This is a genomic window from Amycolatopsis sp. NPDC114504, assembly GCF_055633595.1.
Genome location: NZ_JBVKDU010000001.1, coordinates 965,865 through 980,961, shown reverse-complemented (window position 1 = coordinate 980,961; position 15,097 = coordinate 965,865). Strand labels below are relative to the sequence as shown.

Genomic DNA, 15,097 nt, shown 5'->3' with positions numbered 1-15,097 from the left:
CCGCGTGATCGAAGCGGCGCGCCGGACCTGGCGGTTTCTCGAGCCCTACCACGGAATGATCTACTTCGCCCCGGAAGCGACTGCGGCTTACGCGGAGCTCGGTCTCACCGGCCGGGCCGGCTATTTCGCGTCGAGGTCGGCGGCGCTCGGCGCGGTCCCGGCGCCGGTCGTCGTCGCGACCTTCTTCAACTTCAACCCGGCCCTCGTCGAGGCGTCGATCGCCACCGCGTGGTCGACGACCGACCCGGCCGCCGTCCTCGCCGCGCGCTACGCCGCGGCCGACCGGACCTTGCGCGCCGTCCTGGGCGACGCGATCACGTCACCCGAGATGGCCCGGGCCGCCGCACTCCTGCGTGAGGCCGCCGAGACGATCACCGGCGACGTCACCGGCCGTCCGTTGTTCGCCGCCCACGCGGCCCTGCCGTGGCCCACCGAGCCCCATCTGGTGCTGTGGCACGCACAGACGCTGCTTCGCGAGTACCGCGGCGACGCCCACATCGCCGCGCTGCTGACGGCCGGCCTGCGGGGGATCGAGGCGCTCGTCACGCATGCGGCGTCCGGCGCCGTCCCCGCCGAGACCCTGCGCACCTCACGGGCGTGGTCCGAGGACGAGTGGAACCAGGCTGTCGCCGGTCTCCGCGAGCGAGACTGGCTCACCGACGACGCGGCCCCGACGTTCACCCCCACGGGCGCGGCCCGCCGGGCGGAAATCGAGAAGGTGACTGACGAGAACAGCGTGACGCCCTACGCTCACATCGGCGAGCCCGCCTGCGCGGAACTGCAAGCGCTGGTGCGCCCGTACAGCAAGGCGCTCGCTGAGGAGCTGATGCCCTGGGCGGTCGCGAGGCAGTAGTGGGGGAGGACGACCGATGAGTCCCGAGCTGAGCGCGGAACGCTGCCGGCAGGCACTCCAGGACCACACGCGGCAGCTGGCGGAGTCCGCCGGCGCGGCGGGTCCGGACGCCGCGGTGCCGACCTGTCCGGACTGGACGGTGCGCAGTCTGGTCGAGCACGTCGGCCAGACCCTGAACTGGGTGTCCGAGATCATCGAGCGCCGCATCACCGACCCGGCCGAGCTACCCACCGAGGTGGCCGAGCTGCCCGCGGATCCCGAGACCTGGCCGGAGTGGCTGTCCGACGCGGCCGCCCGAGCGGCCACGGCTTGCTCCGACACGGCACTGACGGCGGCGGTGTTCAACGCCGCGGGCGACGACCGGACGGGCGCGCAGTTCTGGCTCCACAGCTTGCTCAACGAGGCGGTCATCCACGGCTTCGACGCGGCGGCGGCCGCCGGGCGCGACCACGCCCTGGACGCGGACATCGCCGCGGCGCTGATCACCAACCACCTGGCCATGCTGACATCACCGACGTGGACGGCCCGCCGCCCCGAAGCGGCGGCCGCGCTGCGCGGAACGGGCGAGACCCTGCACTGGCAGTCCACGGACAAGCCCAGCGTCGGCGACTGGCACATCGAGCGCCACCCCGACGGCGCGCGCCCCGAGTCGGGCGGCGGTGGGGCAGATGTGACGGTGCGGGGTCCGGCGAAGTCGCTGTTGCTGGTCCTGACCCGCCGGAGTCCCCTGACCGCGACCGCCATTGACGGCGATGTCGAGCTGGCCCGGCATTGGGTAGAGAACACGGCCCACGTGGCGGGCTAGCCGCGGTCAGTCCCGCTGTCCCCGAGCCTGGTCCAGCACCGCCCGCGGGTCCCCAGGCGAGGTCTCCCCGCGCCAAGCGACATACCCATCAGGCCGAACCAACACATACCGAGCCGCATAAAGCCCACGCAGATCCGGCCGGTTGAGCCGATACCGCCGCAGCGGCACCCCCGCCACCACCGCGGCGGTCTCCCATTCCGGAGCAGGCTGCGCCGCGATCTCCAACAGCGTGAACCCCGCACCAAGCTCATCCTGCAACGACCGAGTCCGATCCAGCCACTGATGCGGCAGCCGGTTACCCGGCGCACCGGAAGGCCGGTAGTCCGTCCCGGTCGACGCGGGTGCCGGGCCGTCGTCCGGGACCACCAGCGGGGAGTCCGGGTACGCCGTGCCGAGCACGAAGCCGAGTGTGTACATCTCCGCGGTCTTGGCCTGGCGGATCAGCTCCGCCGTCTTCGCACGCAGGGCTTGCCCGTCCGGTCCGTCGTCGTCCAGGCCCGGGACGGCGAGTTCGCCCGTCAGCACCCGCATGTTGCGCTCGGCCTCGGCGATGGCGCGCCGCGCGATGGGACGGCGTTCGGTCTCGTACGAGTCGAGCAGGCCGTCGCCGGCCCAGCCGCGGACCGCGGCCGTGAGCTTCCAGCCGAGGTCGGCGGCGTCGCCGATGCCCGTGTTGGCACCGAACCCACCCCACGGCGGGTTCTGGTGGGCGGCGTCGCCGGCCAGGAAGCAGCGGCCGTCCCGGTAGCGGTCGGCCACCAGCATCCGGGCCGTCCAGGGATCGGTCGCCGTGACGGTGATGGGCTCCTCGGCGCCGATCATCCGGTGGACGGCTCGTTCGTACCACGCGGCGTCGGCGTCTTCGGGCGCGTTGATGATGATGGCCCACCACAGGTCTTCGGTGTCCAGCGTGCCCATCAGGCCGTTGACGTCCGGGTTGACCACCCAGTACTGCACCGCGCGCCCCAGCCGGTGGCGGGCGGACAGCCCCGGCGCGTCGAAGATCACCTGCACGTTCCGGATCTCGTGGCTCCGCCCGGTGAGCGGGATCCCGCACGCCCGCCGGACCGCGCTGCGGGCGCCGTCGGCTCCGACCAGGTATTTGCCCCGCACCACGCGCTCCCGGCCCGCGTCGTCGGTCGCGGTGGCGGTGACGCCGTCGGCGTCCTGGGTCACGCCGGTCAACGTCCAGCCCCAGCGCGCACTGACCGTCTCCCGCCCGGCGAGTGTGGTGCGCAACGCCTCCTCGACGTGGTTCTGCGCGCACCACAACGCGGGTTCGGCCAGCTCCGGGCGCTGGACGTCGCTGAGGGCGAAGACGCCGTCGAAACGTTCCAACCGGTGCCCGGTGAGCGACGTGCAGAAGACCGCCGAGTCGGACCAGCCGAAGGGCAGCCGAGCCGTGGCGCGCACGGCTCCGGCGATGCCGAGGCGCCGGAAGATCTCCATCGAACGGGGGTTCATCTGCTTGCACCGCGGGGAAGCGAGGCTCGGTTCCGGCCGCGGTTCGAGCACGACGCAGCCGATCCCGCGGCTGCCGAGCTCGTGGGCGAGGGTCAGCCCGACCGGGCCGCCCCCGGCGATGACGACCTCCGTGGTCTCAATGCTGTTCGTCATGGCGAAGCTCCCCAGGTCTGATCGTCTGTCCGCAGACTACGAGGCCGGGGCGCGGAACACGTAATCGCCGGAACCGACCTGGAACGCGGCGTACCCGTCGCGCACGCCCTCGAACCGGGCACCCGGGGGAGCCTGGACGGACCGGGCGTCCCGCGCCGGGACGAAGATCTCGGCCGTCGTCCCGGCCGGGACGCCGGCGCGCAGGGTGAACCGGCCGTGGTCACGGGTCCAGGCCGAGCTCACCCGGCCGAACGGCGAATCGACGTGCGCGGACGCGTTCGTCAGATCACCGACCGGATACGGCTGGATCTTGACCGCCGCGTAGCCGGGCGCGGCCGGCTGGATCCCGGCGACGCGCTGGTACAGCCAGTCGTCGACGGTGCCGAGGAACGCGTGGTCGTGCGACCGTGACGTGGCCGGCCACTCCTCCCACATCGTCGTGGCCCCGAGCCCTTGGAACCAGTAGCCCCAGCCGGGATAGGTCGGGTTGGTCGCCACCTGGTACGCGAGATCGCCGTAGCCGGCGTCGGTGAGCGCCGGGAGGATGAGCTTCGTGCCCAGCGCACCGGTGTTCAGGTGGACTCCGCGCGCCTTGATGTCCTGGACGAGATTGGCCACGACGGCCGGGCGATCCGCCGCGGGCACGATGCCGAGGCTCAGCGGCAGCAGGTTGGACGTCTGGCGGTACCCGGCCGCGCGGTCGTCGTAGTAGGCGCCGGCCGCCTTGTCGAAGAACGTCGCGTTGAGCGCGTTCGCGATCGTGCCCGCCAGGGTGTCGAAGTGCTTCGCATCGGCGTCGTGGCCGAGTGCACGCGCGATCCGCGCCATGGTGCCGGCGGTCTTGTTGAGATAAGCGGTCCCGGAAAGCCGCGTGCCCTCGGGCGGGTTCGCGGCGCCCGGCGCGAGCCAGTCACCGTAGCTGAAGCCCGTGTAGATGTTGCCGGTCTTGGCGATGTCGCGTTCGTAGAAGCCGAGCCACGCCTTCATCGCGTCGTAGTTCTCCGCGAGCGCGCGCGTGTCGCCGTAGTACCAGTACAGGTCCCAGGTGATCAGGACGAAGCTCGCCGACCACACCGGGTCGGTGACCTTCTTGCCGCCCACCGTCGCGGGCACGGTCTGGCCGATCGAGCCGTCCGGGTTCTGGTCGTCCCGGTGGTCGCGCATCCAGTTCGCGTAGAAGTCCTGCATGTCGAAGTGGGCGATCGCGGCGTCGGCGGACAGGTGCGCGTCCGCGGTGTAGGGCCGCTTCTCGTACATCGGGGTGTCGGTCGGGACGGAGTGCAGGTTGTTCAGGATCGTGTTCGCTTCGGCGTCGTCGTACCGGTTGAGCAGCCCGCTGGAACTGGTGAAGCCGCCGGTGCTCGCGACCGCCGTGTGGACGCGCTGCGCGTCGGCCGAGTCGACGGTGACGCCCGCCGGCGCGGTGACCTGGAAGTAGCGGAAGCCCGCGTAGCTGTAGCTCGGCTGGAAGCTCTCGGGCCCGCCGCCTTTGAGGACGTAGGTGTAGGACTGCAGCTGCATGCCGAAGCCGCCGATGTTGTCGACAGTCCCGTCCGGGCGCAGCTTTTCGCCGTAGGTGATCTTCACTTCGGCACCGGCGGGCCCGTGCAGGGCGACCCGGGCCCAGCCCGCCGTCGTCGTGCCGACGTCGTAGACGTGCACGCCCTCGCCCGGCGTGGTGACGGCGGCGATCGGCAGGTGATCGGTCGCCTTGACGGGCGGGAACGACGCGGCGCGCAGCGTCCCCGCGGGGGCGGCCACCGGCAGTGCGGGCCGCCAGCTCGTGTCGTCGAACCCGGTGCGGTTCCAGCCGGGCTGCTCCAGGCGCGCGTCGTAGGTCTCGCCGAACCAGAGCGACTCCGAGCGCGTGGGCCCGTCGGCGGTCTTCCAGGTGCGGTCGCTGGTCACCCGCTGGGTGCTGCCGTCCTGGTAGGTGACGTCGAGCTCGAGCTTCAGCTTGGGCTCGCTGTGCCACGGGGAAGCCAGCCACTCGTCGGGGTTCGTCATCGCGTAGTACCCGCGTCCCAGGCTGACGCCGACCGCATTGCCGCCCGCTCGCAGGGCATCGGTGACGTCGTAGGTCGCGTAGAGGTCGGTCTTGTCGTAGACGGTGAACGCCGGGTCGAGCTCGTGGTCGCCGATCCGGGCGCCGTTGAGGTAGAGCTTGTAGTAGCCGAGACCGGCGATGTAGGCCCGCGCGGACCTGATCGGCCTGGTCAGGGAGAAGTCCTTGCGCAGCAACGGTTCCGCCGGCGGCTGCGTGGTGACGGAGCTGCCCCACGGGCCGGCGCCGTACGCGGCGGCCACGAGCGCCTGCGGCCAGGCGGAGTCGTCGAAGTCCGGCTGCTGCCAGCCGGTCGCGGTGGTGTCGGCGGATTTCCAGGAGCCGTCGGTGACGACGTCCGCGGGCGCTTGGCCTTCGACCCGGAGCTTGGCCAGGAATCCGGCCGGGCCGGGCAGGGCGTTGGCCGCCTCGGCCGCGATCACGTTGCGGCCGGGACGCAGGGCGGCCGCGATGTCGACGACGGTCGCCGTCCGCCAAGAGTCGGCGACGCGGGGCGAGGCGGCGAACTGCTGTCCGTTGACGTAGACGGTGAAGCTGTCGTCGGCCGTGAGCTCGAGCTGTGCCGCGGTGATCGGACCCGCGGGCAGGTCGAACGCGCGCCGGAAGTAGCGCGTCCCGGCCGGCGCGGAGTCGGCCGGGGCGCCCTCGGGGAACCAGATCCAGCTCGCGCCGTCGAACGAGGGCGGGGCCGCGGTCGTGTGCGAGCCGATCCAGTCGCCCCGGAACTCGGCGGGGTCCGGGAAGGCCGTCTCGAACCACGCCGGCTCACTCCACCGCGACGCGTGCCGGGCGGCGTCCCAGACCTGGACGCGCCAGAAGTACCGGGTGCGCGCTCGCAGCCCGGGTCCGCCGTAGGCGACGTCGAAGGACTGTGCCGACCGCACTTCGCCGCTGTCCCAGACGTCCGCCCGCCCGCCGGGCTGGGTCGACACCACGATCCGGTACGCCGACTGACGAACGGCGCGCGTGTCCAGGGTCCAGCCGAACCGCGGCCGCGTGACGTCGACGCCGAGCGGGTCGACCTGGTGCTCGACCTCCAGCCCACCGACCTGGACCCCGCCGGGGTCCGCCGCGGCGGGTGCCACCGTCAGGGCCAGAAAGGTCACCAGTGCCAGGGAAACCCTCATCAGGCGCGAAAGCATCGCGGTCCCTCTCTGCGGTGAAAGGTGGCGGCCGAGCAAAATTGAATCGTTTCAATCAAGCGACTGGAGTCATCGTAGGCCGAAGTTCTTCACGCTGACAAGACACGGCGGCCGGAGCCGCCGTCGATCAGGTCGGCCGAGACGGTCCAGAGGCGTTCGGCGAGCGCGGGGTCCAGCGCCCATTCCTTGACGCCGTGGGGGTGGTCGGCGAGGGCGGCGTCGTCGGGGACGGGGTACGCCTCCTGGGCGTCGTCGAGGTAGTGGCCGCCGGTGCGGGCGAACTCGGGCCTGACCGCGGCGACAATCGTCGTCGCCGCCCCCTGTGCGACGGTCTTGTAGCTGAAGATTCCCGCGGCTTCGGCTGCCGCCAGCGACTCTTTCTGGGCGTCGGTGAAGTCGCGCTGCAGGCCGGTCGCGACTCCGCCGGGGTTCACGGCGTTCGCGAAGATGCCGTCGCCCGCCCAGCGTCGCGTCGCTTCGACCGCGAAGAGCGAGTTCGCCGTTTTCGAGCGGGCGTAAGCGATCTGGGGGTCGTAGGGCCGGCGCGTGAAGTGGAGGTCGTCGAAGTCGACGCCGGCGCGCATGTGCGCGGTCGAGCTGAGCGAGACGATCCTCGCTTCGCCCCGTTGCGCCGCGCCGTCCGCGAGCGCGTCGTGCAGGCCGGTGGCGAGGGCGAAGTGGCCGAGGTGGTTGGTCGCGAACTGCAGCTCCCACCCCTCCGGCGTGCGGGCCAGGCCACCGGTGACGATGCCCGCGTTCGCGACCAGCAGGTGCAGGGGTCCCCGCCAAGCGCCGGTGAACCGCCGGACGGACGCCTGGTCGGCGAGGTCGAGCCGGGCGACCCGCGAGTTTTCACCGGGGGTGACGGCGGCCGGGTTCCGGACGGCGAGCGTCACTTCGGCTCCGGCCGCGGCCAGCACGCGGGCCGTTTCGGCGCCGAGGCCGGACGACGCGCCGGTGACGATCGCGCGGACGCCGGCCAGGTCGACGCCGGCCAGGACCTCGGCCGCGGTGCTGCCGGCGGTGAACGGGGTGGTGATCAGTGCTCGGGAGGACATGCCATCGACTATACGAACTAGACAGAACTTGTAAAGTACGTCTGACTCTCGTAGGGTCGTCGGATGGCTTCCGAATCGGGCGACGGCAGCGGCCGTCGTGACGCGGTGCTCGACTCGGCGTTGCTGACGTTCGCCCGGCACGGCTACCGCAAGACCTCGATGGACGAAGTGGCGCGCGCGGCCCGGATCTCGCGGCCGGGCCTGTACTTCCTGTTCGCCTCCAAGGAAACGCTGTTCCGCGCCGCGGTCACCCGGGCGCTGGAGGAGGACCTCGCCGCGGCCGGGCGCATCCTCGCCGACCCCGGCAAGCCGTTGCGGGAGCGGCTCGCCGGCGCGTTCGACCGGTGGGCCGGCCGGTACGCCGGGCCGTTCGGCCGGGACGTGACCGGGGTGATCGAGCAGAACCCGGACCTGCTCGGCGAGATCGTCGAGACGGCTCCGGCCCGCTTCGAGGAGCTCGTGACGGACGCGATCGCCGAGGAGTCCGGGCGGTCCGCGGCGGTCCGCGTCGCGCAGACGTTGATCAGCGCGTCGATCGGGCTGAAGCACCAGGTCGAGACCCGCGAGGCCTACCTGAGCCGGTTCACCGCGGCGGTCGAGCTGCTGGTGCCCTGACGGCGCTCGCTCCCGTCAAAGGTAGGAACTCTGAGTGGTTTCAGGTCGCGGAATGCTCCGTTGAACGCTGGGTCGGGCTATATTCATCAGATGTCTGCCCGCTGACCCGCCGGAGAACCTTGATGCGAATCGTCACCGTCGTCGCGCACCTGGTCACCGCCACAGCCGTCGTCGCGGCTGTCGGCGCCACGCCCGGAAGACCCCCGGACGTCCTCTACGCCGCCCCTTCCGGGCACGGCTCCGCCTGCGGCTCGTCCTCCCCGTGCGACCTGGCCACGGCCCGCGACCGCGTCCGCGGGCTCGTCCCGCGGGCCGCCGGGGACGTCGTGGTCGAACTGCGCGGCGGCACCTACTCGCTCACGACGCCGTTGCGCCTCGGCGTGCAGGACTCCGGCCGGCCGGGGCACCGCGTCGTCTACCGCGCGGCCGCCGGTCAGACGCCGGTCTTCAGCGGCGCGATGAAGATCGGCGGCTTCCGGAAGACGGACGCCGCCAAGAACATCTACCGCGCGCCGGTGCCGAAGGGGACGGCGAGCCGGGAGCTGTTCGTGAACGGCGTCCGTGCGGCGCGGGCCCGCACCGCACCGGACCCGGGCGGGTTTTCCGTGTCCGCCACCGGTTTCACCACCGCCGACGCGTCCTACACCGGCTGGACGAACGCCGCCCGGGTCGAGGTGGTCGCCAACAACGGCTGGAAGCAGCTGCGCTGCCCGCTGGCCTCGATCACGCCCGGCGCGTCGGGCGGCTCGGCGCTGACCGTCGACCCCGGCTGCTGGACCAACAACCACACCTCGGTCCCCAACCCGAGCTTCCCCTTCAACGGCGCCGGCCTGCCGAGCCTCGACCGCGTGACCTGGCTCGAAAACGCTTACCAGCTGCTCGGCACGCCCGGCCAGTTCTACCTCGACGGCGACGCCGGCTTCCTCTACTACGTGCCCAGGCCCGGTGAGGACCTCGCGAAGGCCGACGTCGAGCTGCCCGTCGCGCCGGAACTGCTCGACCTGGCCGGCACCCCCGGGCACCTGGCGCCGCTCAACGACACCGACTGGCGCGCGACCTACACCGGCAGCTGGAACTACTCGAACGGCCGGCACCTCGGCGACCTCGGCGCCGACGTCCACTACACCCAGACCGACGGCGACGCGTTCGGCTACTCCTTCACCGGGACCGGCATCCAGGTCCTGACCGAGACCAACTCGGACGAAGGCGACATCGACGTCTACGTCGACGGCGTCAAGAAGCAGACGGTCTCGGCCAAGAGCACCGAACGGCTCGCGCAGCAGGCCGTCGTCTCGGTGACCGGGCTCGCCAAGGGCGAGCACACCGTCCGCGTCGTCAAGGCCGGTGGCGACTACCTGCTGATCGACGCCTTCACGGTCATCCCCGACGTCGTCGCGCCGGTGCACGACATCGCCTTCGAGGGCATCACCTTCGCCTACACGACCTGGAACGCCCCGACCACCGCGGGCTACATCGACAACCAGGCCGGCATCCTCTGGGATCCGACAACGCGGACGCCGACCCGGATCCCGGCCGCCGTGCAGGTGCACCGCGGCGCGCGGATCGCCTTCACCGGCGTCACCGTGCAGCACACCGGGACCAGCGGCATCGACCTCGCCGACCAGACCCAGGACTCGACGGTGTCCGGCGGCTCGATCACCGACCTCGGCGGCAGCGGCGTCGCGGTGGGCGAGGTCGACGACTACTACCAGACCCAGTCCGCGCTGATGACCAGCGGCAACACCGTCGCCGGCAACGTCGTCCAGCGGCCGGGGCAGGAGTACCAGGACGCGGTCGGCGTCTGGGTGGGGCACAGCCGCGGGACCACGTTGTCCCACAACGACATCGGCTACACGCCGTACTCGGGCGTGTCGATCGGCTGGGGCTGGGGCTGGGCGTCGAGCTGCGCGCTGCAGGCCAAGCAGGGCCTGCCCGACCCGTGCCTGCACGGCACGACCTACACCGGCGGCAACCACGTCGTCGGCAACCACGTGCACAGCGTGATGGGCGTGCTGTTCGACGGTGGCCCGGTCTACACCCTCGGCGGGCAGGCGTCGGGCTCCGAGTTCGTCGGCAACGTGCTGGGGGAGTGCGTCAACGGCTGCAACATGATCTACCACGACGAGGGCAGCTCGCTGTGGAACACCCACGACAACGTGGTGGAGTTCAGCAACGGCTCGCTGTGGCTGAACCTGTGGACGCCGACCATCCACGACGACTCCATCCACGGCAACTTCACCGACACCGACCGCTACAACAACAGCGGCACGGACATCGACCTGACGCCGTCCACTGTGGTCACCGACGGCCGCTGGCCGCCCGCGGCGCAGGCGATCATCGACGCGGCCGGGCCGCGGCTCCCGCCCGCCAAGGTGCTCGACGACGACGATCTGCGGATCTCCTACACCGGGAGCTGGGCCTCGAGCGGCTCGCGCACGTACGGCGACCTCGAAAACGGGGTGCACTACACCCAGCAGGACGGCGATTCCGCGTCGATCACCTTCACCGGGACCGGGATCGACTTCCTCACCGAGACGAATTCCGACGAAGGTGACATCGCCGTCACCCTCGACGGGGTTGCGAAGGGAACCGTCAGCGCGAACACCGCCCAGCGGCAAACCCGGTTCCCCGTTTATTCGGTGACCGGGCTCGCCGCCGGGCGGCACACGCTGACCGTTTCCAAGAAGAGCGGAACCTATTTCCTGGTGGACGGCTTCCGCGTTTCTTGAGGGTCGAGCGGTTTAAGGGTTGATCAGCCGCAGGTCGACCGCGTCGGCCATGGCCTGCATGCCGGCTTCGTTCGGGTGGAGGTGATCACCCGAGTCGAAGCCGGCTCGCAGGGCCGCGGGATCGGAGGGGTCGTGCAGAGCCTGGTCGAAGTCGACGACGCCGTCGAACTGTCCGCCGGTGCGGATCCAGGCGTTCGCCGCTTGGCGGATCGCCTCGGCGGGTTCGCTGTAGTAGCCGGCGCCCTTGTCCGGCAGCATGGTCCCGCCGAGGATCCGCACCCCGGCCGCGTGCGCCTGGCGGATCAGCTCGCGGTAGCCGTCGATCAGGTGCTGCGCGGTGAGCGGGACGCCGCCGGGGCCGGCGTTGTTCCCGATGTCGTTGATGCCCTCCATGAGGATCACGGTCCGGACGCCGGGCTGCGCCAGCGCGTCGTGGCCGAACCGCTTGAGGGCGCTGACGCCCTGCCAGATGTTCGGCACGTCGGTCAGCACCCGGTTGCCGCCGAGCCCGGCGTCGACCACCGCGGTCGGGTGCGGCCCGGCGAGCCGGCGGGCGAGGTCGTCCGGCCAGCGGTGGTAGACGCTCGCCGGGGTGTTGTAGCCGTCGGTGATGGAGTCGCCGAAGGCCACCACGGTGCCGCGCGCCGCGGGGGCGACGACGTCCAAACCGGACAGGTAGTACCAGGAAGTCGTTGCGGTGACGTAGTTCCCGTCGTCGGTGTCGGCCGCGTGGTCGCCCGGCTTCGAGAGGTAGGAGACGTCGAACGCGTCGGAGTGCCAGGTCGCCGAACTGGTCGCCTGGGGCAGGTACAGGCTGACGAGCAGGTTCTGCTCCGCGCGCACCGGCAGCGACACGGGGTCGCTGACGACCTCCTGGCCCGCCGGGATCGTGAGCGTCTTCGCGTGCGAGAACGTCACGGTGCGCCGGGAGCCGTCGGCGGCGGTCGCCCGGTCGGCCTGCAGGGCGACGCTCACTGCGCCGACGGCGAGCGGGGTGGTGCCGCGCAGGTTCGACAGGTGCAGGCGTAGCGCGGTACCGCCGACGCTCGGGTGGACGACCATCCGCAGCGTCCGGTCGGTGAAGTTCGGGCCGCCGATCGTCATGCTCGGCGACCACGCCGAAATCGGGCCGGAATCGATTTCCGCGAAGGCTGTGTTCGTGCTGCTCGAAATCAGGGAAATGGTGGTGAAAACGGCAAGGAGTATCCGTTTGGTCATTTTCGGAAATCACCTCTTCGGTGGGGGAGGACCAGTATTGCCACGCAATGCCGAAAATAGCCAGAGAAACACCCAGTCACAAGAGGGTAACAACTCTGCATCTCACTCTTTCGAGTGGACTGTTGCTCACGAAGGGTCGTTCGGCCTGAAGCTGGTAACTCCGATGGCGGATTACGCGACTGTCGGGACGTCTCTCATTCGTGGTCGGTCACGGTCCGTGGCTGATCTTGGACGAAAGGTCGGTCGCCGTGGGTGTTCATGGTCCGCTGTCCCTGGTCGCCAAGGCGCAGGTCGCCGGCCGGTGGCGGCCCCGGCCCGCCGCGCGCAACCGGTGGCTGCTGTTCGCTCTGGTCACGGTCGCGGTGGTACCGGCCGATGATGGCGGGGACGTGTGGGCGATGGCCGCGGTGTTCGCCGTGTCGGCGCTCGCGGCGCTGGCTTATCGGGCGCTGGTGCGCGCGGCGGCGAAGGTCGACGCCGCACTGGACGACGAACTCGACCACCGCTGATCCGGGCCGCGCGTGCTCAATCGAGCCCCGGGTCCCCTCTTGAGCGCCTGCATGTGCCGGATCCGGTCGAGTACCGCTTCACTCGCGGGGCCTGGCCGGATCGGGGAGGCCGTAGCGGGCGTTGAGCACCTGCATCGCCGCGCCGGCGGCCACGACGTCCGTGCCCAGTGCGGTCAGGGAGACCTCCACCGTCAGCCAGTCGGCGCCCGGCAGCTGGGTGCGCACGGCGTGGTCGACGGCTTCCCGGTACAGCTCGCCGTGGGGGAGCAGGTCCGCGCCGCCGAGGACGATGTGGCCCAGGTCGAGGGTCTGCAGGAGGTTGACCACGCCGGTCGCGAGCACGGCGGCCGCCGCGGCGGGATCGGGTGCCTGCTCGTGGACGGCTTCCAGGCAGCCGTGCCGGCCGCAGGCGCAGCGCGGCCCGTCGAGCTGGACGACAGCGTGGCCGAACTCGCTGGCGTTGGTGTGCGACCCGCGGTGGGCGGCACCGCCCAGCCACAGCCCGGCGCCGACCCCGGCGTCGACCACGACCAGGGCCGCGTCGCGGAAGGCGGTGCCGCGGCGCCACGCCTCGGCCGTGACGCCGGCGGTGACGTCCTTGTCCACGAGCACGGGCAGGCCCAGGCGCTTCTCGGCGAGCTCGGCCAGCGGGACGTCGCGCCAGTGCCGCAGCCGGTGGGCGCCGCGGACGGTGCCGGTCGACTGGTCGAGCGGCCCGATCATGCCGATGCCGACGCCGGCGAGTTCCGGGGTGCTGAGGCGGTGCTCGGCGATCATCGCCGTGACGCCGGCCGCCAGCTCGTCCAGCAGCTGCTCCGGCGTGAAGTCGCCCGGCAGGGGCGTCGTGATCGACGCGCGGACGGTGCCGGCCAGGTCGGCGAGGACCAGGCGCAGTTCCCGGCGGGTCACGTGCGCGCCGATCGCCCAGCGGCTGCCGGGGACGAGCCGGTAGACCGCGGCCGGTTTGCCGCGCGCCGGGCGTCGCACGCCTGCCGGCTCGAGCAGGCCGTCGTCGACCAGGCGGGCGAGCACCTTCGACACGGCCTGCGGAGTCAGCCCGGTGACCTCAGCGACGGTGCCGCGTTCGAGCGTGGGCATGGTCCGGGCCAGCGCGATCACCAGCGCTTCGTGGTATTCCCGCAGGTAGGCCAGGTGCACCGAGCCACCTTACCGCCGGGTTCTGGTATTAACGCAACAGCGTTGCTAAAGTCGCCGGAATGGACGATCTCACCCGGCGACGCCGATGGGCGGCCCTGCTCGCCCTGGCCCTCGGCTCGGTCGCGATCGGCCTTACCGAGTTCGTACCGGCCGGGCTGCTGCCCGAGATCGCGCACAGCGTGCTCGGGAACGCCGAACCGGATTCGGTCGCGCGGGCGGGGTGGATGATCACCGCGTACGCGCTGGGCGTGGTCGTGGGCGCGCCCGTGCTCGCCACGATCACCGCGCGGATGCGGCGCAAACGGCTGGTGCTCGGGCTGCTGGTGCTGTTCGTGCTCGGCACCGTCGCCTCCGCGGTGGCGTCGACGTTCGGCCTCGTGCTGGTGGCCCGGTTCGCCGCGGGCCTGCCGCACGGCGCGTACTTCGGAGCCGCGGGCCTGCTGGCGGCGACGCTGATGGGGCCGGGCAGCGAGGGACGCGGGTTCGCCGTGGTGCTGAGCGGGCTGACCGTCGCGAACGTGGCCGGCGTCCCGGTGATCACCCGGCTCGGGCAGGCGGCCGGCTGGCGGACGGCGTACCTGATCATCGCCGGGGTCTTTTTCCTCGCCCTGCTGGCGGTGGCGGCCACGGTGCCGGACGCGCCGGCCGCGGGCGGGTCACCGGCCGACGAGCTGCGCGCGCTGCGCCGGCCGCAGGTGTGGCTGGTCGCGGTGACGGCGTCGATCGGGATCGCCGGGTTCTTCGCCGTCGACAGCTACCTCGCGCCGATCACCACGTCGGTCACGGGACTGTCGCCGGGCGCGGTCCCGTGGGCACTGGTCGCCGTCGGGCTCGGCATGACGGCGGGGAACATCCTGGGCGGCTGGCAGGCGGACCGGAACCTGCAGCGGGCCATGGTGGTGGGGTTCGCCGCGGTGATCGCCGCGAACGTCTACTTCGGACTGACGGTGGGCTCGGCGTTCGGCCTGTTCACCGGCGCGTTCCTGATCGGCGGGACGATCCTGTTCCTGGGCCCGGTGTTGCAGGCCCGGCTGATCGCGGTGGCCCCGGGCGCCCAGCTGATGGGAGCGGCTTTGAACCAGTCGGCATTCAACACGGCCAACAGCCTCGGCGCGGCACTGGGCAGTGTGGTGATCGCGGCAGGCTTGGGCTACCGCGCAACGGCCTGGGCGGGCGTGGTGGTGAGCGCGATCGGACTGGCGCTGGCGGTGGCCGGCTTCGCGTTGGCTCGCCGCCGCGCGGTGGGGACGCCGGAGCTCGTGCTCTGAGTGGCCGGCGCCGCCGCCGTGACTCGCCGGGTCAGCGGGCCGGCGCCGCGGTCCGGGCAC

The 15,097-nt window shown here is 71.6% G+C and carries 11 protein-coding genes; 6 read left to right on the top strand and 5 right to left on the bottom strand.

Annotated features, from left to right (window positions below; translation table 11 throughout):
- The first annotated feature begins 4 nt into the window (after positions 1 to 4).
- Positions 5 to 853: an SCO6745 family protein gene (locus ACZ7PG_RS04655; RefSeq protein WP_470237722.1), complete on the top strand. Its 849-nt coding sequence runs from the start codon at positions 5 to 7 to the stop codon at positions 851 to 853.
- A 16-nt stretch (positions 854 to 869) separates the two neighbouring features.
- Positions 870 to 1,658 carry a maleylpyruvate isomerase family mycothiol-dependent enzyme gene (locus ACZ7PG_RS04650; protein WP_470237721.1) on the top strand — a complete coding sequence of 263 codons (789 nt, stop codon included), beginning with the start codon at positions 870 to 872 and terminating at the stop codon, positions 1,656 to 1,658.
- Between the two features lie 6 nt (positions 1,659 to 1,664).
- Here ACZ7PG_RS04650 and ACZ7PG_RS04645 read toward each other — a convergent pair whose 3' ends face one another.
- From ACZ7PG_RS04645 to ACZ7PG_RS04635, 3 genes are all read right to left on the bottom strand, one after another.
- On the bottom strand, positions 1,665 to 3,275 hold the full coding sequence (locus ACZ7PG_RS04645) for an FAD-dependent monooxygenase (protein WP_470237720.1): 1,611 nt from the start codon (positions 3,273 to 3,275) through the stop codon (positions 1,665 to 1,667).
- A gap of 36 nt (positions 3,276 to 3,311) precedes the next feature.
- Positions 3,312 to 6,446, bottom strand: coding sequence for a family 78 glycoside hydrolase catalytic domain (locus ACZ7PG_RS04640; protein WP_470237719.1), 3,135 nt, complete (start codon positions 6,444 to 6,446; stop codon positions 3,312 to 3,314).
- Positions 6,447 to 6,571: 125 nt separating this feature from the next.
- Positions 6,572 to 7,540: an SDR family NAD(P)-dependent oxidoreductase gene (locus tag ACZ7PG_RS04635; protein WP_470237718.1), complete on the bottom strand. Its 969-nt coding sequence runs from the start codon at positions 7,538 to 7,540 to the stop codon at positions 6,572 to 6,574.
- Positions 7,541 to 7,603: 63 nt separating this feature from the next.
- On the opposite strand from ACZ7PG_RS04635, the gene ACZ7PG_RS04630 reads away from it, so the two are divergent.
- Together ACZ7PG_RS04630 and ACZ7PG_RS04625 are read left to right on the top strand one after the other, a co-directional pair.
- A complete protein-coding gene (locus ACZ7PG_RS04630) occupies positions 7,604 to 8,155 on the top strand; it encodes a TetR/AcrR family transcriptional regulator (protein WP_470237717.1) in 552 nt (183 codons plus the stop codon).
- Between the two features lie 122 nt (positions 8,156 to 8,277).
- A complete protein-coding gene (locus ACZ7PG_RS04625; protein WP_470237716.1) occupies positions 8,278 to 10,884 on the top strand; it encodes a hypothetical protein in 2,607 nt (868 codons plus the stop codon).
- A gap of 12 nt (positions 10,885 to 10,896) precedes the next feature.
- Here the strand turns inward: ACZ7PG_RS04625 and ACZ7PG_RS04620 are convergent, their stop codons facing one another.
- Complete coding sequence (locus tag ACZ7PG_RS04620) at positions 10,897 to 11,988, bottom strand: SGNH/GDSL hydrolase family protein (protein WP_470237715.1); 1,092 nt, start codon at positions 11,986 to 11,988, stop codon at positions 10,897 to 10,899.
- Between the two features lie 362 nt (positions 11,989 to 12,350).
- Between ACZ7PG_RS04620 and ACZ7PG_RS04615 the strand changes: the two genes are divergently transcribed.
- Positions 12,351 to 12,611 (top strand): hypothetical protein, encoded by a 261-nt coding sequence (locus tag ACZ7PG_RS04615; protein WP_470237714.1) that lies wholly within the window; start codon positions 12,351 to 12,353, stop codon positions 12,609 to 12,611.
- Positions 12,612 to 12,689: 78 nt separating this feature from the next.
- Here the strand turns inward: ACZ7PG_RS04615 and ACZ7PG_RS04610 are convergent, their stop codons facing one another.
- Complete coding sequence (locus ACZ7PG_RS04610; RefSeq protein WP_470237713.1) at positions 12,690 to 13,769, bottom strand: ROK family protein; 1,080 nt, start codon at positions 13,767 to 13,769, stop codon at positions 12,690 to 12,692.
- Between the two features lie 59 nt (positions 13,770 to 13,828).
- Here ACZ7PG_RS04610 and ACZ7PG_RS04605 point away from each other — a divergent pair, with 59 nt between their 5' ends.
- On the top strand, positions 13,829 to 15,037 hold the full coding sequence (locus ACZ7PG_RS04605; protein WP_470237712.1) for an MFS transporter: 1,209 nt from the start codon (positions 13,829 to 13,831) through the stop codon (positions 15,035 to 15,037).
- Positions 15,038 to 15,097 lie beyond the last annotated feature (60 nt).

Coding starts and splice junctions, on each gene's coding strand:
- ACZ7PG_RS04605 (WP_470237712.1), top strand. CDS start 13,829: ATGGACGATCTCACCCGGCGACGCCGATGGGCGGCCCTGCTCGCCCTG.
- ACZ7PG_RS04635 (WP_470237718.1), bottom strand. CDS start 7,540: ATGTCCTCCCGAGCACTGATCACCACCCCGTTCACCGCCGGCAGCACC.
- ACZ7PG_RS04650 (WP_470237721.1), top strand. CDS start 870: ATGAGTCCCGAGCTGAGCGCGGAACGCTGCCGGCAGGCACTCCAGGAC.
- ACZ7PG_RS04625 (WP_470237716.1), top strand. CDS start 8,278: ATGCGAATCGTCACCGTCGTCGCGCACCTGGTCACCGCCACAGCCGTC.
- ACZ7PG_RS04620 (WP_470237715.1), bottom strand. CDS start 11,988: ATGACGATCGGCGGCCCGAACTTCACCGACCGGACGCTGCGGATGGTC.
- ACZ7PG_RS04645 (WP_470237720.1), bottom strand. CDS start 3,275: ATGACGAACAGCATTGAGACCACGGAGGTCGTCATCGCCGGGGGCGGC.
- ACZ7PG_RS04630 (WP_470237717.1), top strand. CDS start 7,604: ATGGCTTCCGAATCGGGCGACGGCAGCGGCCGTCGTGACGCGGTGCTC.